Source organism: Mitsuaria sp. 7 (assembly GCF_001653795.1).
GTDB lineage: Bacteria > Pseudomonadota > Gammaproteobacteria > Burkholderiales > Burkholderiaceae_C > Roseateles.
The window spans coordinates 2,696,388-2,721,843 of record NZ_CP011514.1; the positions used below are offsets into that span (position 1 = coordinate 2,696,388).

Sequence of the window (25,456 nt, forward strand, 5' to 3'; positions counted from 1 at the left end):
GGGGCCGGCGCATCGCGCGCGGCGCCGACCTGCGCCATGACCGACCAAGCCTCCGCCAAAGACAACGATTCGCTCGCTCCCACCGCGAGCCGCCTGTGGCGCTTCATGAAGCCGCACCGCTGGGGGCTGCTGCTGTCGGTGATCTCCTTCGTGCTGGTGGCGCTGACCGAACCGCTGATCCCGCAACTGCTGGGCTTCGCGCTCGGCGAGGGCTTCCAGGGCAAGAGCGCCGCGGCGACCACGCTGCCGGGCGGCGCGGCGGTGCCGGACATGCACGTCCAGTACAGCTTCCCGATCTGGATGGTCCCCATCGTGCTGATCGGCCTGTTCGCGCTGCGCGGCCTGTTCAGCTTCTGCGGCCAGTACATGCTGAACTGGACGATCTCGCGCACCGTCATGGACCTGCGCGCCGCGCTGCTGCAGGTGCTGCTGCGCGCCGACGCCCGCGTCTACACGAGCCTGCAGCCGGCCACCGCGGTCACCAAGGTCGTCAACGATCCGCAGCATGTCGTGACGCTGATCGCCGGCGCGCTGGTCACCATCCTGCGCGACGGACTGCCGGCGCTGGCCTTGATGGGCTACCTGTTCTTCATCAACTGGAAGCTGACGCTGCTGTCGCTGATCACGGTGCCGGGGCTGGCCTTCGTGGTGCGCAAGGTCAACAAGCGCGTGCGGCGCATGGGCACCTGGGCCTATGACGCGCAGCTGCGGCTGGTCTCCGTCGTCGAGGACGTCACCCGCGCCTGGCGCGTGGTGCGCAGCTTCGACGCGGCCGACTACGAGACGCGCCGCTTCGCCGACCGCGCGCGCGAGGTGCAGCGCAGCTCGCTGAAGACGGCGGCGTCGAACGCGATGGCGCAGCCGCTCTCGCAGTTGATGGCCAGCATCGGCATCTCGGTCATCGTGAGCCTGGCGCTCTACCAGTCACGGGTGAACGGCACCGGCGTGGGCGACTTCGCGGCCTTCGTCGCCGCGCTGCTGCTGATGAGCTCGCGGCTGCGGCACCTGAGCGACGTGATGCAGCCCATCACGAACGCGCTCGTGGTCGCGCGCGGCTGCATCGGGCTGCTGGACACCCCCGCCGAGCCCGACACCGGCACGCGCGAATTGACCGACGTGCGCGGCGACATCGCGTTGGAGCAGGTCACGCTGCGTTATCCGGGCGCGAACCGCGACGCGCTCGCCGCGCTGCAACTGCACATCCCGGCGGGCAAGACCACCGCGCTGGTGGGCAGCTCGGGCGCGGGCAAGAGCTCGGTGGTCAACCTGCTGCTGGGCTTCGAGCGTCCGGACAGCGGCCGCATCCTGCTGGACGGCGTCTCCATCGACGAGCTGACGAAGGCCAACCTGAGACGCCAGTTCGCGGTCGTGTCGCAGGACATCGTGCTGTTCGACGCCTCGGTGGCGGACAACATCGCCTACGGCCAGACGCGCGACGACGCGAAGCTGGAGCAGGCCTTGCGCGCCGCGGCGCTGTGGGACTTCGCGCAGGGGCTGCCCGAAGGCCTGGACACGACCGTCGGAGCGAACGGCAGCAAGCTGTCCGGCGGTCAGCGCCAGCGGCTGGCGATCGCGCGCGCGCTGTACAAGGACGCGCCGGTATGGATCTTCGACGAGGCGACCTCGGCGCTGGACACCGAGAGCGAGCGTGCCGTGCAGCAGGCCTTGGAGCAATGGCAGGGCCGCAAGACGCTGATCGTGATCGCGCACCGCCTGTCGACGATCCGTCGCGCGGACTGCATCCAGGTGATGGCCGACGGCCAGGTCGTCGAGTCCGGCGACCACGACGAACTGGTCGCCAAGGGCGGCGTCTACGCGGGCATGGTGAAAGTGCAGCACTGATCGCGAGACGCCGCGGTCCGGGCGGCTGCTTGTCAGCGCTGACACAAAGACGATAAGCCACCGACAAGGCCGATCGGTCCAATGCGGAGCATCCCCTTCAGGAGCGCCGCATGCAGCCTCACCGCCACACCGCACACGAATCCGATACCGAAGCCGGCCATGACCACGATCAAAGTCTGGCGCACGACCTGGCCGTGCTGCAGCAGCGCCGGCGCGCGCTCGGACTGCTGGCGGGCGTTGCCAGCCTCGGCGGCCTGACCCTGCTGGGCTGCGGTGGGGGCGGCTCCGAAGCGGGCACAAGCACAGTGAGCACGGTGAGCACGGGCGGCTCCACGGGCTCCACCGGATCGACGGGCTCCACGGGCTCGACCGGGAGCTGCTCGGTGATCCCGGAAGAGACCGCCGGCCCCTACCCCGGCGACGGCTCCAACAGCAACGGCAGCGGGACCGCCAACGTGCTGGCGCTGAGCGGCATCGTGCGCAGCGACATCCGCACCAGCATCGGTACGGCGAGCGGCACCGCCGGCGGCGTGCCGCTGACCCTCACGCTGAAGCTGGTGAACGCGAGCAGCAGTTGCACCGACCTGTCCGGCTACGCGATCTACCTGTGGCATTGCGACCGCGAGGGTCGCTACTCCCTCTACAGCGCCAGCGTCGTCAACGAGAACTACCTGCGCGGCGTGCAGAGCACCGGCAGCGACGGCACCGTCACCTTCACGACCATCTTCCCCGGCTGCTACGACGGCCGCATGCCCCACATGCACTTCGAGGTCTACCGCAACGCCGGCGCCGCGACCTCGTACGCCAACAAGATCAAGACCTCGCAGATCGCTTTCCCCACGGCGGTCTGCTCCACGGTCTACAGCACCGCCTCGGGCTACGGCAGCAGCCTGACGAATTTCAACCGCATCAGCTTCGCCTCCGACAACGTCTTCAGCGACGGTTACACGACGCAGCTGGCCACGATCACCGGCGATGTCGCGAGCGGTTATGCCGCGACGCTGACGGTGGGCATCGCCGCCTGACCGCCGCAGATGCCGCGCTACATCCCCTCCCCGCGCACCGATGGCTTCCACGGCGCCCACGGCGCCCACAGCACGGACCCCGGTGTATCGTCCACCACGGGGCTGGGCATGCCGCCTAGCCCGCCGGTGGAGAGTTGCATGACGCGGTGTCTGGTGGTCGACGACGATGCGGAGATCCGCCGATCGCTCGAGGAGTATCTGCAGAAGTTCAGCGTCGCGGTGAGCACCGCCGGCGACGGCCGCGACATGCGCCGGCTGATGGCGACGCAGGTCTTCGACGTCGTCGTGCTGGACCTGATGCTGCCCGACGAGAACGGCCTGACGCTGTGCCAGTGGATCCAGCAGCATCACCCGTCGGTGCCGGTGATCATGCTGACGGCGCACGGCGATCCGATCAGCCGCGTGCTCGGCCTGGAGATGGGCGCCGACGACTACCTGGCCAAGCCTTTCGAGCCCCGCGAGCTGGTGGCCCGCATCCATGCGATCCGGCGCCGCGCGCGCCGCGGCGAGCATGAGACGCAGACGCGCCGCGAGTTCCGTTTCGAGGGCTGGGCCTTCGACCGGCTGCTGCGGCAGCTGGTGTCGCCGCAGCAGGTCGTGGTGCCCTTGTCGAGCGCGGAGTTCCGCATGCTGAGCGCGCTGGTCGAGCGACCGGGACGCGTGCTCAGCCGCGAGCAGTTGATCGAGCTGACGCGCGCGCCCGGCGTCGAGGTCAACGATCGCAGCGTGGATCTGACGATCTCGCGGCTGCGGCAGAAGCTGGGCGACTCGCCCAAGGAACCGCGCCTGATCCGCACGATGCGCGGCGAGGGCTACCTCTTCGACGCGCAGGTGCAGGCTTGAGGGATTCCGACCCGAGGACGGACCGCAGCCCGCATCGCATGAAGCGTTGGGGGATCGCGATCCGCGGCGGATTCGCGCGCGCCTTCGGCGACACGCTGGCGCGGCGCATCTTCCTGCTGCTGTGGGTGACGCTGGTGGTCGCGCAGGCGCTGGCGATCGGCGTCGTGACCTGGACCCGCGGCGACCTCTATGCCATGCGGATGCACGGCGCGCCCTCGCTGCCGCCGATACCCGGGCTCATGCGCGGGCCGCAGCCGCAAGGTCCCGGGCCAGGGCCCGGCCCCGAAGCCGGTCCAGGACAGCAAGGCATGGGCGCCGATGCCGGCTTGCGCGAGGAACCGCCACTCCCGGGCGACGTCCCCATGCTGCCGCGCGAAGGCTTCCGCGGTTTTCCGCCGCCCTCGCAGACGCAGGGATCCCAATGGACGCAGGGTCAAGGTCCTCAGCCGCAATGGCGCGGGCCGTTCCGCGCGCTGACCGCGTGGGAGCTGACGCTCGATTACGGCATCCGGCTGCTCGTCACGGGGCTGGCGGCGTGGATCGCCTCGCGCTGGCTGTCGCGTCCGATGCGCGACCTCGTGCGGGCGTCGCAGGAGCTGGGGCAATCGCTGCACAAGCAGGACCGTCTGCCGCTGCTCGACGAGCAGCGCGGCACGCTCGAAGTCCGCGAGAGCGCGCAGGTCTTCAACGCGATGGCGCGCCAGTTGCGCCGGCAGTTCAACGAGCGCGGGCTGATGGTGGCGGCGATCTCGCACGACCTGCGCACGCCGCTGACGCGGCTGCGCATGCGGCTGGAGACGCTGGACATCGAGGAGATCCAGCGCCAGCGCTCCGTCGAGGACATCCGCGAGATGAATGCGCTGGTGGACGCGGTGATGGAGCTGTTCCGCGGCGACGGCCCCGGCGCGGCCGAGCCGCTCGTCGACGTCGACCTCGGCGCGCTGGCGCAGGCGCTGACGGACGACCTCATCGAGCAGGCGATGCCGGTGACCTTCGACGACGGCGGCGGACTGGGGCATGCCGAGCCGGTGCTCGCGAAGGGGCAGCCGATGGCGCTGCGGCGCGTGCTTGGCAACCTGATCGGCAACGCAGTGCGTTATGGCGGCAGCGCGGAAGTCCGCGTCGGCCGGGACACGCAAGGCGTCTGGCTGCGCGTGACCGATCCAGGCCCGGGCATTCCGGAGGACAAGCTGGAAGCGGTGTTCGAGCCGTTCTATCGCCTGGAAGACTCGCGCAACCGCCATACCGGCGGCGCGGGACTGGGGCTCTACATCGCGCGGGAATTGACGCTGAGGCAGCGTGGCACCCTGGTCCTGGGCAACCGGGCCGGAGGCGGATTGATCGCCGAGCTGCGACTGTCGGAGTGATCGTCCGACCGGTTGAAGGTCTGCCAGGGACAAGGCCTGTCCCTCTTCCATCCTCAAGCCTGCGGATGGACTGGCGTGAGTACCGATGGCGCGGCGGGCGCGGGGCGGGACATTGGCGGGAAGCCAATGGGAGGCCGCATGAACGCAGCACAGGACCCTCGCGCACCCGGACCGGGCCGGGCCGACGACAACGGGACGCAGACGCACGCCGGATCGCTGCCGACCAGGGATGATGAAGTCCTGATCGCCGAAGCCATGGCCCTGCTGCCGAGCTTGCGGCACAGGCTGCTCGCGCTGACGCGCCGGATCGACGTGCCGCCGCCGTGGGACCACGAGTCGCTGCGAAACGAGTGGATCCGGCGCCACCCGCGCGTCGGCGATCCGCTGGATTGGGCCGCCTACGAGGATCAGCGCAAGCGGCTCATCGCAGCCCGCCTGCGGTGGCTTCGCGCCTGGATCCATCGCCTCGCCGACGAGGACGCACCGGCGGCGCTCTGCCTGTCGGGCGGCGGCATCCGCAGCGCGACCTTCAGCCTCGGCGTGGTCCAGGGCCTGGCCGCCCAGGGCGTCATGGGCGACTTCCACTATCTTTCCTCGGTCTCGGGCGGCGGCTACCTCGCGAGTCTGCTCTCGGCGTGGATCCGCAACGAGGCGCTGCTGCAACAGGCTAGCGCCGCGGGCCAGAGCCTGGCCGAGTACCTGAGCGCCGGCCTTGGCACGCGGGAACCGATCCGGATGGAGGGCGCGGCCCATCGCGACGCCCGCAACGAGGTGCTGGCCTCTCTCGGCAAGGTCGGCAACGCCCAGGTGGAGGAGCCGCGCCCGGTGCGTCGGCTCCGCGCCTTCAGCAGCTACCTCAGCCCGATGCGCGGTATTTCGGCCGACTTCCTCACGCTGCTGGCGATCTATGCGCGCAACCTCACGCTCAACTGGATGGTGTGGATTCCCGCGCTCCTGTGCGTGCTCGTCATTCCGCGGATCTATCTGGCGTGCCTCCAGGCGACGGCACCCTCCGACGACTGGCGCAAGGCCATGGCGGGCCTGGCCTGGCTGTTGATCGTCTGGACGATCGCCTACATGGCGTCCGACCTGCCCGCGCCGCCAGAGAAGCGCAAGCGCGACGGCACCGGGAACGACCCGGCTCCCGGGGCACGGCCGGCCGGCGGGTCGCCGCCGACAGCGCCCCCGCCGGCCAAGCGGATCGAGGGACCGTCCCCGAAATATCCGGACGACATGTGGCAGATGGTGCTGCCCCTGTTTCTGGCCGCCCTGCTGCTGACCTGTCTCATCGGATGGGAAGCGAAGGGGGCGACGATCCGGTCCGTCTGGCTCCTGTGGCTGCCGGCCCGGGTTCAACTCTGGCTGAACCACAGCGCCCTGCCGACGGAGTGGCAGGTCACGCTGCTCGGTTTCCTGCTGGGCGGCCTCACGCAGGGGGCCGCCTCGCTGCTCGGCGGACTGGGACTCAGGAAGCTGCGCGCGCGGGAGGCGGGCAAGCGCCCTGCGGACCTGTGGGCGTTCTTCGCCGTGATGGTCGCCGGCGGCGCGACCGGCGCCGGCCTGTACTGGCTGATCCGCTGGCTTCTGACGATGTCGCCGCGTCCGGAAGTCCACGCATGGCGGCTGCCCGCGGAGCTCGGCACGCCGCCGCAGGATCTCCGTCTGCTCGCGCTGTGGGCCGTGCCGCTGCTGATGACGCTGTTCTGGCTGGGCGTCACCGTCTACGCCGGCTGGCGTCGACCGGCGGGGCTGGAAGACGAGCGGGAATGGTGGGCGCGGGCCGCCGCGCGCTGGATGCTGCCCTCCGCCGTCTGGATCCTCGGCGTCGGGCTGGTGTTCTATCTGCCGGGCCAGATGCTGGCGATGGCCAAGCTCCAGTCCGGCGAACAGGCGGCCGCGTTCGGCGCCGGCACCGGCCTCCTCGGCGTCCTCCTGGCGGCCATCGGCTTCATCAGCAAGCAAGGGCCCGCCTGGCGCCAGAAGGCGGAGACCCTCGCGGGCAAGACCGGCATGCGGATGGCCGACCTGCTGTCCATCGCGTTCATCGTCATGCTCCTGGCCGGCCTGTCCTATTCGGTCACTGCGATGATGCGCCTGCACGAGCCCTACCTGCAGATGCAGGAATCTCGCATCGCCGTCGATCTGCAGGCGCCGGCCTTCACGCGGATGATCTGCAAGGGCTTGAAGGCGCAGGACCCGGACACCCGTTTCACGCTGGGCACCACCTGCCGTCCGCTCGACTGCGGTCATGCCGACAACCCCTGTGCGCCGTGGACGGACCGCGCAGCCCACTACTACGTCGCCTCGCTGCTGACGCTGGACGATCCGGGACCGCTGTGCATGGCGATGCTCGTCGCCGCCATCCTGGCACTCGGGACTTCGTGGCGCATCGGCGTGAATGCCTTCTCGCTCCACAGTCTCTACGGCAACCGGCTCGTGCGGGCCTATCTGGCGGCGAGTCGACGCGACGAGGATCGCCGCCCGCACTGGTTCACCGGATTCGATCCCCAGGACAACCTGCCCATCCACGAGACCTGGCCGGAGACCGGTGCCGCGGAGGACGCGCGGCCCCGCCTCATGCACATCGTCAACGTGGCCTTGAATCTGGTGAAGGCCTCGGGCAGCCGCCTGGAATGGCAGGACCGCAAGGCGGCGCCCTTCACCATCTCGCCGCTGTTCTCGGGCAGCAGGACCACGGGCTACATCCCTTCCAAGGTCTATCTGCGGACCGAACACATCGACGGCATCAGCCTCGGCTGCGCCATGACGGTGTCCGGGGCCGCGGCGTCGCCCAACATGGGTTATCACAGCTCGATCCCGCTGGCGCTGGTGATGACGCTGTTCAACGTGCGCCTGGGCCTGTGGTCGCCCAATCCGACACGCGCAAAGCCCACGGGCTGGCCCCAGGAGCGCGCAGAGCCCGGACTCGGCTTGACGACGCTGTTCGACGAGGCCATGGGCAACACGTCCTCCGACACCGCTTTCGTGAACCTGTCGGACGGCGGCCATTTCGACAACACGGGGCTCTACGAAATGGTGCGCCGCCGGGTGCGGCACATCGTCGTCGTCGACGCCGGCGCGGACCCCGAGTATCAATACGACGACCTGCTTTCCACGGTGCGCCGCATCCGTGTCGACATGGGCATCGGCATCGAGTTCACGACGAACATGCCGGGGCCGCTGGAGCGCAAGCGATCGGGTGCCGCCGTGGCCCGCGCCCGGATCCGGTACGACCATGCGGACCCGCAGGGCAGGCACGGGACCCTGCTGCTGATCAAGCCCGCGCTGGTGCACGATGACAAGGACGGCCCCTGGCTGCCGCTGGATGTGCGGCGTTATGCCGAAGAGAGTCGACGCGGGACCAACCGCTTTCCACAGCAGCCGACATCGGACCAGTTCTTCGACGAATCCCAGTTCGAGAGCTATCGCATGCTGGGCTTGCACACCGTGCTGGCGGCCTATGGCCCGAAGCAGGGCCCTCAGGCGCCGGACAGCGGCACGCCGCCGCTGGGTCCGCTCGGCTTCGGCGCTTTCGCGGCGGCGGTGGGATCGATCGCGGTCTCCCCCCCGCCGCCGCAGGGGCCTGCGGCCGAAGGCGGTCAGGCCGATGCGGCGCAAGCCTCGGCGCTGAGCAAGCTCATCGGCGGGCTGAGCGACAACGCGCAGATCCTGGCCGCCGGGACCCTGGTGAGCGTCGTCACGGTCACGGGCGTGAGCTCGATCGGTCCGCCCGCCCCGCCTCCGACAGGTCCCGGTACGGCGCCGCCGGTGACCGGCCCGGTCACCTCCGGCGACCCGTCGGTGCAGGTCAACCAGGCCAACATCGCGCTGGCCGAGTTCGTGACCCAGATCCGCAACGCCTCCACGTCGGCGGTGGACTTCTCGATCGAGGTCGGATCGGCGGCCTCGGCGGCCTCGGCGGCGAGCGGTGCGGGCCGGGGTCCCGTCGGCCCTCCGGGACCGAGCGGCGTCGTCAGGCTCAACCAGGCCGATATCGACAAGCTGACCGCCGCCGCGACGAACACCGCCAAGGCGGCGGACAGCGCCGACACGGCCGCATCCAAGGCAGAGAAGGCTGCGGCGGCCGCCGCAGGGGCGGCCCAGGCCATGGAGGGCATGGCCGGCAACATTGCCGACATCAAGCGCGGCGTCACGCAAATGCCGCCGCGGTCCAACGTGCGCGGCGGCGAGGGAGCACGGCAATGAGCGCCGCAAAGAACGAGACCGGCGTCGCCGCCTCCCTTCTGCGTGTGCCGGCACTGTCAGCCGCCCTGTGTCTCACCGCATGCGCGCCCATGCCGCGGATGAGCGCCAACTGGTACACGGTCGTCGATGCGGAACCGGTCGCCAAGCCCGGCATCGGGTCGGCGACCGCTGGCCAGGCCAAGGACAAGAACACCGCACAGACACAGGATGTCTCGCGCCTGCTGCTGGCCATCCTCAACCAGGAGTCCGTCACGGTCGACGTGTCGGACATCGTGATCAACCCGGGATGGAACAAGGAAGGCCAATCGACGCAGAGCTGGAGCTTCACGGGCAAGGCCGCGACGCCCGTCGCTCCCGGCCAGATGTTGTTGCTCGAGATCCATCGGTCGCCGCCATCGGATCCGGTCAAGGAGAAACCCAAGCCGGACACGCGAACGGGCGATCTCAGGACGTGGACCTGCACCATCCCGACGCGGGTCCGGATGAAGGTGAGTTTCACGAGACAAGGCATGCTGGGCAACTGCGATGTCCAGCAGACGATCACCCTGGATCTCCGCAGCCCGATGCCCTCCGCGTTGCCTTACGACTGGCAGCACTGCTGGGAAGAGGCGTCGACCGCTGCCGCTTCCGGGTCAGCGATCGGCGCGAGCCAGCCTGCGGTTTCAGCGCCCGCCGACCGCTGAGCCTGCGACCAATCTTGGCGGCCCCGGCGGATTCGGTGGCACCTGCAGCGCGAAGCCGCCGGCGCGCTTGCGCATCGCGGCGGGGTCCATCTGCGGCGCCTGCGCGGGCCAGTCGAAGAACTTCTGGATCTCGGTGCGTCGGGCCAGCGTGTCCGACATGCCGAGCGTGATCAGCTCGTTGGTGTACTCGGGCTCGAAGAGCAGATAGCTGACCAGCGCTGAGCCGCTGGCGGTGGCGCCCTCCCCCGACACGCCGACGCTGCGCAGCAGCGCGCGGATAGGCGGCGGCAGCGAGCCCTGATGCTCGGCGGCGAGGCTGTCGAGCGGCCGGCTCGGCGCGATGACCAGAGCCTCGATCGGCTTGAGCGGCGTGTTGCGCAGCGCCTCCTCGGGCAGCAGCGCGAGCGTGCTGTTGATGCGCTTGAGGCGTTCGATGTCGACGGCCAGCGCATCCAGGAAGATGTTGGACAGCGCGTGGCCCGCGATCTGCGCGAGGCTGGGATGGCCGGTGGGCGTGGGCCCGTGCTGGCCCTCGCCGCCGGCCTCGTGCATGCGGCCCGCGCCGATGACGAGGACCTTCTCCGCGCCCAGGTGCACGGCCGGCGAGATCGGCGCGGTCTGGCGCATCGAGCCGTCGCCGAACCACTCGACCTCGCCCCCGAGCTCCAGCGGCTCGGCGGGGAAGATGAACGGGATCGCGGACGACGCGACCAGGTGCTCGATCGACAGCTTCGGGATGCGTGTGGCGATGCGTTGCGTGCGGACCCAGGGATCGCGCTGCTGGTGCGTCTGATAGAAGGTGACGTGGTGGCCGGAGGTGTAGCTGGAGCCGGTCACCGCGAGCGCGTCGATGTAGCCCTTGGCGAGCATCTCGTCGAGCCGGTCGAAGTCGATCCACTGGCCGAGGAGGCCGCGCAGCGGCGTGTTGTTCAGCAGGCTGCGCGGGCGGGTGCGGCGCCAGCGGTTCAGCGCCCAGCCCAGCGAGAGCATGCTGAGCCACTTCGCGCCGGAGCGGATGACGCCGAAGGAATCGGCGGCGTAGACCTGGTTGACGTGGATGTTCTGCCAGATGTACATGAGGCCGTCGACGGCGGAGCAGAAGTCGTCGGCCCGGCAGGCGAGCGTGGCGGCGTTGATGGCGCCGGCCGAGGTGCCGGAGATCACCTGGAAGGGGTTGTCGCCGGTGGTGCAGGCGTCGCGGCGCAGCTGCGCGATGGCGGCCAGCACGCCGACCTGGTAGGCCGCGCGTGCGCCTCCTCCGGTAAGGATCAGGCCGGTCCGGGGCTTGGCATCCTGCATGGGGGCAGCTTACGCCTGACACCCCCGGCGTGGGGTGGGGGAAGCACCCGTCAAATGGGGGATGGTCGGCCGACCCGAGTCGCAGTTGCCGACGGGCGATCGGAACTCAACGCCCCCGGGAACTCCGGCGCGACGTGGTGACGGCCGGTCCCTCTGCGTCCAACCAGATCGGCGTCTGGAACGGCAGGTCGTCTTCCTGGAAACCGGCTGAGATCACCTGCTCAGTCCAAAGCGCCGGCGCCTGGCGACGCGCGGAGGCGATGTACTCGCGCGCCTCTTCCTCGACATAGCCGTAGTCCGTGCAGGCGTCGATCAGATTGAAGATGGCACTGGACGCCGCGTGCGTTCGGGACCGGGAGATGTCCATGGATTGCGTGCCCGAAAAGACCATCCCATACGGCGCGATGTCGAACGCCGGAGACAGCGTCCAACCCGTTCCATCGAACAGGAAGCCGGTGTTGCGCGGGTGATCGTCACCGTTGCCCAACACGGCGTTCATAACGATGCGGCGGAAGAGTTCGCGCTTGCCCTCCAACACCGTTTCGCTGTCAGCGCGTCCACGCCACCGCTGCAACTCGTGCGCCAGAGCGAGATAGGAACGCTCACGGCTGCCCCGCACCTGCTTGTCCAGGCCTAGCACGGTATGCGCGCTGGCGAAGAGTCGCCGGGTCACCCGCCGCTGCGCATCCACCTCACGGTCAAAGCGTCGGACCAGGATCACCTCGCGTTGCTCGACCCGTTTGAACTGCACCTCGGCCGCGTTCACGCCGAGCGCTGTCGCCACCCTCATGGCCACGAATTCGCGAAGCGGTGAATGGGGCCGGTCTCCGCGGTCCTGGAGTTTGGCCAGCCACTGCTGCCCCTCATGCATCACGGTGAGCTTGGGACGCTCCCCGCCGGCACTCGTGCCGACGATGCCTTTCACTTCGCGCACGGCATCGCTGGCCGGCCGCGAATCAGGCACGCCCGCGAGAATTTGCAGCAGGTCGTGGGACGGCGGGCAGTGGAAGTCCTGCTTTCGCGCAACGTCGTCGCAGACGGCAATGGCACCGACCGAATCGCCTTCCGACTCTTCCAGCACGGCCATGTGGTCCTCGACGCGAACCTGCCGCAGATGTGCCAGCAGATCGAGCCCATAGCCTTCCGGCTTGGCATCGCGGATCACGCCGAAAAGCCCATCCTGCCTCGTTTCCCTGATCGGCCGCGCGCGAGGACTCAATGCGAGGTGCGCCAGGTCCAGCGCGACGCCGTGCGCGTCCAGGTAGGTCTGCCGATACTCGAAAATGCCGACGCCCTCCTTCAGCGAGAAGACGCCGCATTCCACCGGCACCGCGCTGTGCGGGAGCCAGACCCACACCGGCTTGGCATCGGCGCTCATGGCGACCTCCGTTTGGGCGTACGAACGCGCAGCGGTACGGCGTCGGCCATCAAGGCGGAAAGCTCCTTGTCGGATCCCAGGTTGGACAGGGTGTCGAACGTTCCCTCCAGTCCCAATCCCCACAGCACCATCAACACGGAGCCGATCTGCACGGTCGGGGCGCCGGTCTCGATCGCCACCAGCGTGCTCAGGCCGATGCCCGCCCGGGCCGCCAGGTCCGGCCGGGTCAATCGCCGGGCGCGACGCGCGAGCGAAATCCGTTCGCCGAGTGCGGCGAGCGAGTCCTCGACAATGAACGGAAAGGTTTTAAGACTCATGGAACAATTGTTATAGCCCAAAAAAACTGCCATAACAACTGTTATCACGATCCCGTTTCTACGTCACCCGCCCGAGTCGTACACGATCTCCGCCGGCTTGAGCTGTTCCAGCGCCTCGTCGCTGGGCCAGAACTTGCCCGCGCCGCCCAGGCCCAGTTCCGCGATCGCGCCATTGCGCTTGATCGGGATGCGCAGCTCCAGCCCCTGGCTGAGCACGCCCTGCTCCGTCTCCACGCGCTTGGCCGGCCAGCTCTTGACCAGCTCCAGCACCGCCGAGGCCGGCAGGTTGGGCGCCGTGCGCAGGTAGCGCCCGAAACGCGCCCGCGCCGCCGCCAGGCTGAACACCTGCTGCACGTTCATCCGCAGCCCGCCGGAGAAGCGGTCGTTCTGCACCTTGCCCACCGCGATGATCAGCTCGTCCTCCGCCAGCAGCTCCTTGTTGGCGTTGAGCATCTCCTCGTTGGCCACCGCCTCGATCGCATGGGTCTTGTCGTCGATCTTGAAGATCGCCACCCGGCCGCGCGCGCCGTTGATCACCCGCATGTCCGACACGATGCCCGCCACCGTCGTCGGCTCGCGGCTGTCCTGCAGGTCGACGATGCGGCGCTTCACCATCCGGCGCAGCTCCGTCTCCGACTGGTCGAACAGGTGCCCCGACAGGTAGAACCCGATCGCCGTCTTCTCCAGGCCCAGCCGCTCCTTGATGCCCCACTCGGGCACCTCGACGAAGTCCGGCTCCGCCGTCGACGAGCCGTGCCCGCCGTCGAAGTCGAACAGCCCGCCCTGGTTGACGTTCTGCGCCAGGTTGTCCGCGTAGGTGTAGCCCAGCGAGACGCTCGCCAGCAGCCGCGCGCGGCTCGCGTGCAGCGCGTCGAAGGCGCCGGCCTTGATGAGCGCCTCCACCACGCGCTTGTTCACCGCCTTGCGGTCCACGCGCGCGCAGAAGTCGAAGAAGCTCGTGAAGGGGCCGCCCTCGGTGCGCGCACGCACGATCGCCTCGATCGCACCCGCGCCCGTGCCCTTGATCGCGCCCAGGCTGTAGTTGATCTTGCGCGCACGCGGCGTGGTGCCGGCCTTGCCTTCCTTCGGCGCGGACTTGGACGTGCCTTCGTCCGCGGCCATGGGCTCGAAACGGCCCACGCCCAGGTTGATGTTGGGCGGCTCGAACTCGATGCCGAACAGCTTGGCATCGTTCATCAACACCTTGAGCTTGTCGGTGTCGTCCGATTCGATGGTCATGTTCGCGGCGAAGAACTCCGCCGTGTAATGCACCTTCAGCCAGCCCGTGTGATACGCCAGGAGCGAGTACGCGGCCGCGTGCGACTTGTTGAAGCCGTAGCCCGCGAACTTCTCCATCAGGTCGAAGACCTCGTCGGCCTTGTCCTGGTCGATGCCCTTCTCCGCCGCGCCCTTTCGGAACAGGTCGCGGTGCATGGCCATCTCTTCGGCCTTCTTCTTGCCCATCGCCCGGCGCAGCATGTCCGCGCCGCCGAGCGAGTAGCCGCCCAGCACCTGGGCGGTCTGCATCACCTGCTCCTGGTAGACCATGATCCCGTAGGTCTCGGACAGCACCGGCTCCACCAGCGGATGCGGGTACACCACCACTTCCTTGCCGTGCTTGCGCGCGACGAAGCTGGGGATCAGGTCCATCGGGCCCGGGCGGTACAGCGCGTTCAGCGCGATCAGGTCTTCCAGGCGCGAGGGCTTCGCGTCCTTGAGCATGCGCTGCATGCCGCTCGATTCGAACTGGAACACCGACTCCGTCAGGCCGTCGGAGAACAGCTTGTAGGTCCGCTTGTCGTCCAGCGGGATGGTCTCGAACGCGAAGTCGGCCGCCTCGGGATACCGGCCGACGATGAAGTCCTTGGCCAGCTCGAGGATGGTCAGCGTCGCCAGACCCAGGAAGTCGAACTTCACGAGGCCGATGGCCTCGACGTCGTCCTTGTCGTACTGGCTCACCGCCGAGGTCGAGCCCGGCTGCTGGTACTGCGGGCAGAAGTCGGTGATCTTGCCCGGCGCGATCAGCACGCCGCCGGCGTGCATGCCGATCGAGCGCACCGTGCCCTCCACGCGCGCCGCCATCTCCAGCAGCCCGGCGACTTCCTCGTCCTGCGCCTCGCGCTCTTCGATCTCGGGCGACTCGTGGCGCGCGTAGACCATCTTGGCCTTGTCCGGATCGAAGTCCGGCGGCAGCTTCGCGAGCGTCACCGTCTTGCCCGGAGGCGCCGGCACCAGCTTGGCGATCGAGTCCACATGGCCGAAGCCCATGCCCAGCACGCGGCCGATGTCGCGCAGCGCGCCCTTGGCCGCCATCGTGCCGAAGGTCGCGATCTGGCTCACCGCCGGGCGGCCGTACTTGTCCTTGACGTACTCGATGACGCGGTCGCGGTTGCCCTGGCAGAAGTCGATGTCGAAGTCGGGCATCGAGACCCGTTCCGGGTTCAGGAAGCGCTCGAACAGCAGGTTGTACTGCAGCGGATCCAGGTCGGTGATCAGCAGCACATACGCGACCAGCGAGCCGGCGCCCGAGCCCCGGCCCGGGCCCACAGGGCAGCCGTTGTTCTTCGCCCAGCGGATGAAGTCACCCACGATGAGGAAGTAGCCGGGGAAGCCCATCTTGATGATGGTCTCGAGCTCGAACTCCAGCCGGTCCACATAGCGCTGGCGCACCGCCTCGCGCTTGGCCGGATCGGGATACAGCAGTTGCAGCCGGTCCTCGAGGCCCTCGTGCGAGAGCATGCGGAAGTACTGCTCCATCGGCATCGGCGTGCCGTCGGCCTGGATCGGGGTCGGGAAGTTCGGCAGCTGCGGCTTGCCCAGCACCAGCGTCAGGCTGCAGCGCTTGGCGATCTCCACCGTGTTGGCGATCGCGCTGGGGATGTCGGCGAACAGCGCCTCCATCTCCGCCTGGCTCTTGAAATGCTGGCTCGGCAGGAAACGCTTGACCCGCTTCGGATTGGACAGCGTCTCGCCGTCCGCGACGCACACGCGCGCCTCGTGGGCCTCGAAGTCCTCTTCGCCCAGGAACTGGATCGGATGCGTCGCCACCACCGGCAGCCTCGCCTTCGCGGCCAGCGGCACGAGCTGCCGCAGCAGCGCTTCCTGACCCGGCAGGCCGGCGCGTTGCAGCTCGATGTAGAAGCGGTTCGGATAGATCGCGGCGAGGCGCTGGGCCACGTCCAGCGCGCGGGCCTCGTCGCCCGCGATCAGCGCCTGGCCGACCGGGCCGAACTGCATGCCGCCCAGGCAGATCAGGCCGGCGTTCAGCTCCTGCATCCACTCCAGCTTCAGCAGCGCCTGGTTGCGCTGCACGTTCTGGATCCAGGCACGCGACAGCAGCTCGCTGAGGTTCAGATAGCCCTGGATGTCCTGCACCAGCAGCAGCACGCGCGAGGGCGGGCGGTCCACGGCCTCCGGCTCCAGCCAGGCCTCCACGCCCAGGATCGGCTTCACGCCCTTCTTGCGGCAGGCGTTGTAGAACTTCACCCCGCCGAACATGTTGGCGAGGTCGGTCAGGCCCAGCGCGACCTGGCCGTCCTTGGCGGCCGCGGCGGCGGCGTCGTCGATGCGCAGGGTGCCGTCGACGACGGAAAACTCGGTATGGGAGCGGAGGTGAACGAAAGCCATCGGGCGATTGTAAGAAGGCTATGCTCGCCCTCCATCGAACACTCTCGCGGAGCGCCCGGATGACGATGGACAAGACGACGATGAAGGCCCTGCCCCTCTCCCTGCTGACGGCGCTGGCGCTGTGCGCGCCCGCGGTCTCGCAGGCCGCCGAGCCTGCAAAGGAGGCGAAGGCGGTCAGGCCCGCGACGGCCGCGAAGGCAGCGGCCGTGAAGCCGGCCCAACCGCCGCGCAGCAGCGCCGACATCCTCGCCACCGCGCCCGCCGCCGTCTGGCGCGACGTCGATCCGGACAACCTGCTGGTGATGACGCTGCCTCAGGGTCAGGTCTTCATCGAACTGGCCCCGCGCTTCGCGCCGGCGCATGTCGACAACATCCGCGCGCTGGCCCGGGGCGGCTACTACGACGGCCTCGCCATCGTCCGTGTGCAGGACAACTTCGTCACCCAATGGGGCGACCCCAATGCGGACGACGAGGACACCGGCCTCAAGGGCAAGGGCAAGCCCTTCCCTGCCGGCGCGAAGTCCCACCTTCCGGCGGAGTTCTCCATCCCTCTCAAGGGCGTGCCGATGACGGTGCTGCCGGATGTCGAGGGCTGGGCGCCGCGCGCCGGGCAGGTGGACGGTTTCCCCGCCGCCGCGGACCCAAAGACGGGCGAGGCCTGGCTGGCACATTGCTATGGCGCCGTCGGTGCCGGTCGCGGCAATGCGAAGGACTCCAGCACCGGTGCCGAGCTGTATGCCGTGATCGGCCATGCGCCGCGCGGGCTCGATCTCAACATCACGGTCGTCGGCCGCGTGCTCAAGGGCATGGAGTTCCTGTCCTCGCTGCCGCGCGGTGGTGCGGCGATGGGCTTCTACGACAAGCCTGAGCAGCGGCTGGGCGTCGAACGCGTCTCGCTCGCCTCGGCGTTGCCGGCCGAGCAGCGTCCGGCCCTGCAGGTGCTGCGCACCGACACGCCGACGTGGAACGAACTGCTGAACGCGCGCCGCAACCGTGGAGGCTGGTTCGTGCACAGTGCGGGCTACACGGACCTGTGCAGCGCCGCCGTGCCGGTGCGGATCAAGCCGGTGCCCGCGCCCGACGTGAAGCTCAGCGAGCCCAAGTCCCCGGAAGCCAAACGATGAGAACCTACAATCTTCCGTTTTCCTGACCCTGCCCGGCCACGAGCCGCCGCAACGGCATGAACACTGCTGTCCCGACCGATTCCGACTCCAAGACTGTCCTCAACATCTCCTGCTACCAGTTCGTCGCGATCGACGCGCCGGACGCCTTGCGGGACACGTTGCACGAGCGTGCGCAGGCGCTGGGCCTGAAGGGCACGGTGCTGATCGCGGAGGAAGGCATCAACCTGTTCCTCGCCGGCCCGGCGGACGCGGTGAGGACCTGGGTGGATGCCTTGCGCGGGGACGCTCGCTTCGCTGCGCTGGCGCCCAAGGAAAGCTGGAGCGACGAGGTCCCCTTCCGCAAGCTGCTGGTGAAGGTGAAGCCGGAGATCATCCGGATGAACCACCCGACGATCCGCCCGGACCAAGCGCCGCGCGCGCCCGCGCTGCCGGCCGGGACCTTGAAGCGCTGGCTCGATCAGGGCCATGACGACGAGGGCCGACCGGTCGTCACGCTCGACACGCGCAACGGCTTCGAGGTCGACGTCGGCGCCTTCGACGGTGCGATCGACTGGCGCATCACGAAGTTCAGCGAGTTCCCCGACGCCTTCCAGGCGCATCGGGCTGAGCTGGACGGCAAGACCGTCGTCAGCTACTGCACCGGCGGCATCCGCTGCGAGAAGGCCGCGCTCTACCTCGACCAGGAAGCCGTCCGCCACGGCCTGGACGCCAAGGTCTATCAGCTCGAAGGCGGCATCCTCAAGTACTTCGAGGAAGTCGGCAACGCGCACTACCACGGCGACTGCTTCGTCTTCGACGAGCGCCGCGCGGTCGACCCCGAACTGGCGCCCTCGCCCGACTCCGTCGTCGAATGATCGCGCGGATGACCGAGCGTCCCACCCTCGGCGCCCGGCTGATGAAGCTGCTGGGGTTCGCCGTGCTGGCGACGGCGCTGCTCGCGATGGCTTTCCGCGCGCCGGAAAGGCCGCTGGAAGGTCTGGTCGCCCGCTGGGCACCACCGCCCTCGGACTTCCTCGAACTGAAGCTGCCCGGCGGGCAGATCCAGCTGGTCCACTTCCGCGACGAGGGTCCGAAGACCGACACCACGCCCATCGTGCTGCTGCACGGCACCGCCGCGAGCCTGCACACCTGGGAGGGTTGGGCGAAGTCGCTCAGCGCGACGCGCCGCGTGATCACGCTCGACCTGCCGGGCTTCGGCCTCACCGGCCCCTCCGTCATAGGCGATTACAGCGACGACGCCTATGACTCGTTCCTGTTGTCGTTCTTCCGACAGTTGCAGATTGACCGCATGGTCCTAGTCGGCAATTCGATGGGCGGCGGACTGGCCTGGCAGTACGCGGCACGGCATGCCGAACAGGTCGCCGCGCTGGTGCTGGTCGACGCCGGCGGGCTCGACGTCCGCAGCGAGGCGGTGCCCGCCGGCTTCCGCATTCCCGACTCGCGGGTGCTGCACTGGCTGGCCGGCGTGTTCCTGCCGCGGCCGCTGGTGGACCGCAGCCTGCGCGAGGTCTACGGCGATCCGTCCAAGGTGTCCGCGGCCCTGGTGGACCGCTACTTCGAACTGACCCTGCGCGAAGGCAACCGCGAGGCATTGACGCAACGCCTGGCACAGCGCGCACCGGGACAACACGCCGATCTGCTGCCGCGCATCCAGGCCCCGACCCTCATCCTGTGGGGCGGCAAGGACCGCCTCATCCCCCCCGCCGCGGCCGATCGCTTCCACCAGGCCATCGCGCACAGCACCGTGCAGGTGTTCCCCGAATTAGGGCATGTCCCCCAGGAGGAGGACCCCGCGTCCACCGTCCAGGCGGTTCACACGTTTTTGCACTCTCCTTAACCCTGATGGCCGCCGCACGTGCGGCATTGCAACAATGCCCCCCAGTCCGGATGACCTCTCCGATCTCTGAATCAAGGCGGGCTCGAACCGCCCGAGGTCCTCACCGGATGTCCATTCCACGATCCCTTGCTCAATCACGAGGAGCCTTCATGCAACGACGACAACTGATCGCCCGCGCCGCCCTGGCGGCCTGCGCCCTGCTGGCCACCGCCGGCGCCGCGCACGCCCAGGCCCCTGACTGGAAGAAGATCCGCATCGGCGTCGAAGGGGCTTATCCCCCGTTCTCCGAAGTCGGCGCGGACGGCAAGCTCAAGGGCTTCGAGATCGACCTGGCCCTGGCGCTGTGCGCCGAGCTCAAGGCCGAGTGCACGCTGGTGCAGCAGGACTTCGACGGCCTGATCCCCGCGCTGCAGGCGCGCAAGGTGGACGCGATCATCGCGTCGGTGTCCATCACCGACGAGCGCAAGAAGGTCATCGCCTTCTCCAACCCGTACTACAACACCCCGGCCCGCTTCACCGCCAAGTCCGATGCGAAGTTCGACTTCTCGCCCGCCGGCCTGAAGGGCAAGAAGATCGGCGTGCAGCGCGCGACCATCCATGAGAAGTTCGCCGCCGACACCTTCAAGCAGAGCGAGATCGTCCGCTACGCGACGCAGGACCAGGCCTTCCTGGACCTGAAGTCGGGCCGCGTGGACCTGACGCTGGCCGACCTGGTGGCCGCCGACATGGGCTTCCTGAAGACGCCGGCCGGCAAGGGCTACGCGTTCGTGGGCCCGAGCTACGATGACGTGAAGTACTTCGGCACCGGGAGCGGCGTGGGCCTGCGCAAGGCGGACGAGAAGACGCTGGGCAAGAAGTTCAACGACGCCATCGCGGCCGTGAAGGCCAACGGCACCTTCAAGAAGCTCAACGACAAGTACTTCGAGTACGACATCTCGGGCAAGACGGCCAAGTGATCCCACCGGAGGCGCCGCGCGCGCGGTGTCTCCGCCTCCTGTACGTCGTGGCCCGGCACTGCCGGGCCACGTCCCTTCAGAACGAACAAGGTCCGTCGAATGTTCCTGCACGGTTATCTGCCCAGCCTGCTCGAGGGCGCTGTCCTGACCCTGGGCGTGGCCCTCAGCTCGATGGCGCTGGCCATGGCGCTGGGGCTGATCGGCGCGATGGCCAAGCTGTCGAAGTTCCGCGTCGCCAAGGGCATCGCCACGCTCTACACCACGCTGATCCGCGGCGTGCCCGACCTTGTGCTGATGCTGCTGATCTTCTTCGGCGGCCAGGTCGCCGTGAACGCGATCGCGGCGGCGCTGGGGCACGACGAGTACATCGACATCAACCCCTTCATCGCCGGCGTGGTGACCATCGCGTTCATCTTCGGCGCCTACCTGACCGAAGCCTTCCGCGGCGCCTTCCTCGCCGTGCCGCCGGGGCAGCGCGAGGCCGGACTCGCCTTCGGCATGAGCCCCGCGCAGGTCGCCTGGCGCATCACCCTCCCGCAGATGTTCCGGCATGCGCTGCCGGGGCTGTCCAACAACTGGCTGGTGCTGATCAAGAGCACCGCCATCGTGTCGGTCATCGGGCTGCACGACCTGATGATGCGCGGCTCGCAGGCCGCCGCAGGCACGCGCGAGCCCTTCGTGTTCTACCTGGCCGTGGCGCTGATCTACCTGCTCTTCACGTCCGTGTCCGAACTGGTCTTCGACCAGCTGCAGAAGCGCCTGTCCATCGGCGTGCGTCGCCACTCGCTGTAATCACGATCCCCCATGAACCTGGACGCCATCGTCGAGAACCTCCCGCGCTACCTCGAAGGCGCGGTCATCACCTTCGAGCTGCTGATCGTGTCGCTGCTGATCGGCCTGGCCCTGGCCATCCCGCTCGCCGTGCTGCGCACGCTGCCGGTCAAGTGGCTGTCGCGCACGGTCTGGGCCTACACCTACGTCTTCCGCGGCACGCCGATGCTGGTGCAGCTCTTCCTCATCTATTACGGGCTGGGCCAGTTCGAATGGATGCAGCAGAGCGCGCTGTGGCCGCTGTTCAGCTCGGCGTGGTTCTGCGCCTGCCTGACCTTCGTGCTGAACACCGGCGCCTACACGACGGAGATCATCGCCGGGTCCATCCGCTCGCTGCCGCACGGCGAGGTCGAGGCCGCGAAGGCCCTGGGCATGAGCCGCCGGGTCATGCTGCGCCGCATCGTGCTGCCGCATGCGCTGCGCCGCGCGCTGCCGGCCTACAGCAACGAGGTCATCTTCATGCTGCACGGCACGGCGCTGGCCAGCGTCGTGACCATCATGGACATCACCGGCATCGCCCGCGACGTCAACGCCACCTACTACATCCCCTTCGAGGCCTTCATCACCGCCGCGATCTTCTACTTCACGATGACGCTGGTGCTGGTCGGCCTCTTCCACCAGGCCGAGAAGCGCTGGCTCAAGCCCCTGATGCCGCGCTGAGGCCGCCCTCCTGCCGCCGCGGCGCCGCGCCGGTGCCGCACTAGGACAAGACACTCCCATGCAACTCCGACAACACCCGCTCCCGAGCCCGACTCCGGGCACGCAGCGCGAGCTCGTCTCGCTGCACTACGGCCAGCCCGGCCAGGGCCAGAAGGTCTACATCCAGGCCTCGCTGCATGCCGACGAGCTGCCGGGCATGCTCACCGCCTGGCACCTGCGCCGCCACTTCGACGCGCTGGAGGCGGCGGGCCACCTGCGCGGCGAAGTGATCCTCGTGCCGATGGCCAATCCGATCGGCCTGTCGCAATGGTGGCTGCAGTCTCACCTCGGCCGCTTCGAGGGCCTGTCGGGCGAGAACTTCAACCGCCACTACCCCGAGCACATCGAGGCCGCGGCGCGACACGCGGAGCCGCGCCTGGGCGCCGATCCGGCGCGCAACGTCGCGGTGCTGCGCGCCGCGCTGAAGACCGAGGTGCAGGCTTCGCCGGCCGACACCGAGCTCAAGGCGCTGCGCAAGACGCTGATGCTGATGGCCTGCGACGCGGACGTGGTGCTGGACCTGCACTGCGACGCGCAGGCGGTGATGCACCTCTACACCGAGACGCCCTGCTGGCCGCAATGCGAGCCGCTGGCCGCCTACCTCGGCGCGGGCGTGACGCTGCTGGCGACGGACTCCGGCGACAACCCCTTCGACGAGGCCTGCTCGCAGGTCTGGTGGAAGTGGGCGAAGCACTTCGGCGACCGCTTCCCGATCCCGCAGGCCTGCCTGTCGGTGACGGTCGAGCTGCGCGGCCAGCAGGACGTGCACCACGACCTGGCGGCCAAGGACGCGCAGGCGATCGTGGACTTCCTGATCCATCGCGGCGTGATCGCCTCCGATGCCCCGGACGGCGCGACGCCGCCGGTGCCGGCGCCGGTCGGCGATGCGCGTCCGCTGGCGGGCTCGATCCCGGTCCCCTCGCCGGTCGGCGGCGTGCTGACCTTCCTGCGCGAGGTCGGCGAGACGGTGAGCGAAGGCGACGTCATCGCCCAGGTCATCGATCCGATCAGCGGATCGGTGACCGACCTGAAGAGCCCCACCGACGGGCTGCTGTTTGCACGCGACACGCTGCGCCTGGTCACGGCCGGGGCGCGGGTCGCGAAAGTCGCGGGGCGCGAAGCGACCCGCACCGGAAAACTCCTGGGAGCCCGTTGATGTCCGCGGCCAGTCTTGTTGTCGACAACCTCCACAAACGCTACGGCGACCGCGAAGTGCTCAAGGGCGTGTCCCTGGCCGCGAAGCCGGGCGACGTGATCACGCTGATCGGGTCCAGCGGCTCGGGCAAGAGCACCTTCCTGCGCTGCATCAACCTGCTGGAGCAGCCTTTCGAAGGCACGCTGAAGCTGGGCACGGAGGAACTCAAGCTCGTCCGCGACCGCGACGGCAGCCTCAAGTCCGCCGACGCGGCGCAGCTGCAGCGCTGGCGCGCACGGCTGGCGATGGTGTTCCAGAACTTCAACCTGTGGGGCCACCGCACGGTGCTGGAGAACGTCATCGAGGCGCCCATCCACGTGCTGAAGCAGCCACGCGCGCAGGCCATCGAGAAGGCCGAGGCGCTGCTGGCCCGCGTGGGCGTGTCTCACCGCAAGGACGTCTATCCGGCGCAGCTCTCGGGCGGCGAGGCGCAACGCGTGGCGATCGCGCGCGCGCTGGCGGTGGATCCCGAGGTGATGCTCTTCGACGAGCCGACATCGGCGCTGGATCCGGAACTGGTCGGCGAAGTGCTGAAGGTGATGCGCGACCTGGCGGCGGAAGGTCGCACGATGATCGTCGTGACCCACGAGATGGGCTTCGCGCGCGAGGTGTCGTCGCACACGATGTTCCTGCATCAGGGGCGAGTCGAAGAACAAGGCGATCCGCGCGAAGTGCTGGCGAAGCCGCAGAGCGAGCGGCTCAAGGCGTTTCTGAGCGGCGGGCTGAAGTAGCGCGCTCTCACACGCGGCTTCACGCGACAGGCCCGGGCACGCCCGGGCCTTCGTTCATGGGAAGACGGCTTCGAGCCCGCGGTCGCGCACCATCCGGAGCAGTCGCAACTCAGGGCCTTGCGGCCCCTTGCCCAGCCCCTGCTCCCACCGTCGGAACTGGCGCGCCGACGTATTCAGAATGCGCGCCAGCGTGTACACGCTGTACGTGGACTGCTCGCGAATGGCGCGGAAATCCTCCGTCTTGAGGGGATGAGGCGGGTCCATGCCCACGCGTTCCATGGCACTCAGATCTTCATCGTTGAATGTCCCGCAGCCATGAAGCTCACGACTCAAGCGCAGCAGTCGTTCAATCGTTTCGGACTTCCGTTTACGCATCACACTTCAACTCCTTCAGATTGTTCCTCTCGACCGAATCGGACAGCTCACGGGCGGACTTTCGAGTCAAGGCTGACGCCAGTTCACGGCACGCGTCCATGGTCTCCGCGTCGACCGTCTCCCGTTTGTTCTTGGCGTAGCCCTCGATGAAGAACCAAGGTCCTCCAGGTCGGCTTGCGACGATCACGCGATAGCCGGCGCGCTTTCCGGCACCGGATCGTCCGATCCGCTTCTTGAAGAGTCCACTACCGAGATTTGCATCGATGAGGCCGCGTTCCATTTCAGCCACAGCGCGGCACAGGTCGCTGTCTTTCCAACGCCTGCTTGCGCATCCAGCGTTGAAAGCCTTCGATCAGATAGACGGCATTCGACACGCGCCAACCCTCGCATCGTGATCACACGCCCTGAGTGCCAGTCTTTGCCTGATCGCGTCTCGTCCTGAAGGCGGCCCTCCGATGGGGGTGTCAACGGCCCGGCGACCGCAAAAGAAAAGCCGCGCTATCGCGCGGCTTTGGTGGCGTCCATGGATCTACGGATAGCGCCGGGAATCAGCGCGGGGGATCCCGCTGGAACTGCAGGATCCGTGTGTCCTGGGGCTGAACGGTCCCGCCCGGACCACGGACGAACAAAATGGCACCGCGGGCTAGACGAACGCCGTACACGGCTTCTCGAGGCGACCATTCGACGTTCAAACGCTCGTTCGGGGGCAGCCGCTCGTCCATGGCCCTGGCCATGCTCTCCGTCAGGCCGTAGGCAGCGAGTGCCACCTTGCCGAGCGCCGGCACATCGTGGACGTTCAAGTGCTGGTACTGCCGCCTGAAACCCCTCAGGTCCTCGTCCTCCAGTCTGAAGCCCAATTGGGATGCGCGCTGCCATTCGTGCTGCATGTCCTCCATGTGGCGCAACAGGAGGACAGCTGGAAGTTCCCCCTGCTCAGGCAGGGCGCTCATGTCTTTCAGTCGGCGAGCCTGATCGCGTACCAGGGCACGGTAAGCGGGATCTGCGAATCGGCCTGTCGTCGACGGGCCGACGGCACCGGTGTTCGACGATTGGATCGGTGGGGGAAACATGAGAACTCCAGAAGTGGCGAGGGCGAGTGAGTCGCCTCACCCGCCCTGGAG

At 68.5% G+C, this 25,456-nt stretch carries 21 protein-coding genes; 14 read left to right on the forward strand and 7 right to left on the reverse strand.

The window, feature by feature from the left end; all coding sequences use genetic code 11:
- Positions 1 to 36 precede the first annotated feature (36 nt).
- The 6 genes from msbA (at position 37) to ABE85_RS11985 (ending at position 9,966) form a co-directional block, all read left to right on the forward strand.
- A complete protein-coding gene (gene msbA, locus ABE85_RS11960) occupies positions 37 to 1,842 on the forward strand; it encodes a lipid A export permease/ATP-binding protein MsbA (RefSeq protein WP_067274463.1) in 1,806 nt (601 codons plus the stop codon).
- Positions 1,843 to 1,952: 110 nt separating this feature from the next.
- Positions 1,953 to 2,867 (forward strand): intradiol ring-cleavage dioxygenase, encoded by a 915-nt coding sequence (locus ABE85_RS11965; RefSeq protein WP_067274466.1) that lies wholly within the window; start codon positions 1,953 to 1,955, stop codon positions 2,865 to 2,867.
- Positions 2,868 to 2,876: 9 nt separating this feature from the next.
- Entirely contained in the window at positions 2,877 to 3,710 is an 834-nt protein-coding gene (locus ABE85_RS11970; RefSeq protein WP_231993287.1) for a response regulator transcription factor, read from the forward strand.
- Between the two features lie 38 nt (positions 3,711 to 3,748).
- Positions 3,749 to 5,077, forward strand: a complete 1,329-nt coding sequence (locus ABE85_RS11975) for an ATP-binding protein (protein WP_067274470.1) — start codon at positions 3,749 to 3,751, stop codon at positions 5,075 to 5,077.
- Between the two features lie 138 nt (positions 5,078 to 5,215).
- A complete protein-coding gene (locus tag ABE85_RS27955) occupies positions 5,216 to 9,283 on the forward strand; it encodes a patatin-like phospholipase family protein (RefSeq protein WP_067274473.1) in 4,068 nt (1,355 codons plus the stop codon).
- The gene (locus tag ABE85_RS11985) at positions 9,280 to 9,966 is read left to right on the forward strand and encodes a hypothetical protein (RefSeq protein ID WP_067274476.1); all 687 of its coding nucleotides are present in this window, start codon (positions 9,280 to 9,282) and stop codon (positions 9,964 to 9,966) included. Before ABE85_RS27955 ends, ABE85_RS11985 begins: the two co-directional genes overlap by 4 nt.
- Here the strand turns inward: ABE85_RS11985 and ABE85_RS11990 are convergent.
- From ABE85_RS11990 to dnaE, 4 genes are all read right to left on the reverse strand, one after another.
- A complete protein-coding gene (locus ABE85_RS11990; RefSeq protein ID WP_067274480.1) occupies positions 9,946 to 11,265 on the reverse strand; it encodes a patatin-like phospholipase family protein in 1,320 nt (439 codons plus the stop codon). The two genes, ABE85_RS11985 and ABE85_RS11990, sit on opposite strands and share 21 nt — an antisense overlap.
- Before the next feature lie 106 nt (positions 11,266 to 11,371).
- Entirely contained in the window at positions 11,372 to 12,643 is a 1,272-nt protein-coding gene (locus tag ABE85_RS11995) for a type II toxin-antitoxin system HipA family toxin (protein ID WP_067274484.1), read from the reverse strand.
- Complete coding sequence (locus ABE85_RS12000; RefSeq protein ID WP_067274488.1) at positions 12,640 to 12,960, reverse strand: helix-turn-helix domain-containing protein; 321 nt, start codon at positions 12,958 to 12,960, stop codon at positions 12,640 to 12,642. The genes ABE85_RS11995 and ABE85_RS12000 overlap by 4 nt, the downstream gene beginning before the upstream one ends.
- 63 nt (positions 12,961 to 13,023) lie before the next feature.
- Complete coding sequence (gene dnaE, locus ABE85_RS12005; protein ID WP_067274491.1) at positions 13,024 to 16,587, reverse strand: DNA polymerase III subunit alpha; 3,564 nt, start codon at positions 16,585 to 16,587, stop codon at positions 13,024 to 13,026.
- Positions 16,588 to 16,646: 59 nt separating this feature from the next.
- Here dnaE and ABE85_RS12010 point away from each other — a divergent pair, with 59 nt between their 5' ends.
- From ABE85_RS12010 to ABE85_RS12045, 8 genes are all read left to right on the forward strand, one after another.
- Positions 16,647 to 17,711 (forward strand): peptidylprolyl isomerase, encoded by a 1,065-nt coding sequence (locus tag ABE85_RS12010; RefSeq protein WP_231993288.1) that lies wholly within the window; start codon positions 16,647 to 16,649, stop codon positions 17,709 to 17,711.
- 56 nt (positions 17,712 to 17,767) lie between these two features.
- The gene (locus tag ABE85_RS12015; protein WP_067274493.1) at positions 17,768 to 18,565 is read left to right on the forward strand and encodes a sulfurtransferase; all 798 of its coding nucleotides are present in this window, start codon (positions 17,768 to 17,770) and stop codon (positions 18,563 to 18,565) included.
- An 8-nt stretch (positions 18,566 to 18,573) separates the two neighbouring features.
- Positions 18,574 to 19,548: an alpha/beta fold hydrolase gene (locus ABE85_RS12020; protein ID WP_067282550.1), complete on the forward strand. Its 975-nt coding sequence runs from the start codon at positions 18,574 to 18,576 to the stop codon at positions 19,546 to 19,548.
- 149 nt (positions 19,549 to 19,697) lie between these two features.
- Positions 19,698 to 20,504 (forward strand): ABC transporter substrate-binding protein, encoded by an 807-nt coding sequence (locus ABE85_RS12025; protein ID WP_067274496.1) that lies wholly within the window; start codon positions 19,698 to 19,700, stop codon positions 20,502 to 20,504.
- A gap of 99 nt (positions 20,505 to 20,603) precedes the next feature.
- Positions 20,604 to 21,296, forward strand: a complete 693-nt coding sequence (locus ABE85_RS12030; protein ID WP_067274500.1) for an ABC transporter permease — start codon at positions 20,604 to 20,606, stop codon at positions 21,294 to 21,296.
- A gap of 12 nt (positions 21,297 to 21,308) precedes the next feature.
- Positions 21,309 to 21,995 carry an ABC transporter permease gene (locus ABE85_RS12035; protein WP_067274502.1) on the forward strand — a complete coding sequence of 229 codons (687 nt, stop codon included), beginning with the start codon at positions 21,309 to 21,311 and terminating at the stop codon, positions 21,993 to 21,995.
- Positions 21,996 to 22,053: 58 nt separating this feature from the next.
- Positions 22,054 to 23,190: a M14 family metallopeptidase gene (locus ABE85_RS12040; protein ID WP_067274505.1), complete on the forward strand. Its 1,137-nt coding sequence runs from the start codon at positions 22,054 to 22,056 to the stop codon at positions 23,188 to 23,190.
- On the forward strand, positions 23,190 to 23,960 hold the full coding sequence (locus ABE85_RS12045) for an ABC transporter ATP-binding protein (RefSeq protein ID WP_067274509.1): 771 nt from the start codon (positions 23,190 to 23,192) through the stop codon (positions 23,958 to 23,960). The genes ABE85_RS12040 and ABE85_RS12045 overlap by 1 nt, the downstream gene beginning before the upstream one ends.
- 54 nt (positions 23,961 to 24,014) lie before the next feature.
- Here the strand turns inward: ABE85_RS12045 and ABE85_RS12050 are convergent, their stop codons facing one another.
- The 3 genes from ABE85_RS12050 to ABE85_RS12060 form a co-directional block, all read right to left on the reverse strand.
- Positions 24,015 to 24,335, reverse strand: a complete 321-nt coding sequence (locus tag ABE85_RS12050; RefSeq protein WP_157522260.1) for a DNA-binding transcriptional regulator — start codon at positions 24,333 to 24,335, stop codon at positions 24,015 to 24,017.
- The gene (locus ABE85_RS12055; RefSeq protein WP_231993289.1) at positions 24,328 to 24,624 is read right to left on the reverse strand and encodes a type II toxin-antitoxin system RelE/ParE family toxin; all 297 of its coding nucleotides are present in this window, start codon (positions 24,622 to 24,624) and stop codon (positions 24,328 to 24,330) included. Before ABE85_RS12055 ends, ABE85_RS12050 begins: the two co-directional genes overlap by 8 nt.
- Before the next feature lie 259 nt (positions 24,625 to 24,883).
- Complete coding sequence (locus tag ABE85_RS12060; protein WP_067274516.1) at positions 24,884 to 25,285, reverse strand: hypothetical protein; 402 nt, start codon at positions 25,283 to 25,285, stop codon at positions 24,884 to 24,886.
- Between the last annotated feature and the right edge of the window lie 171 nt (positions 25,286 to 25,456).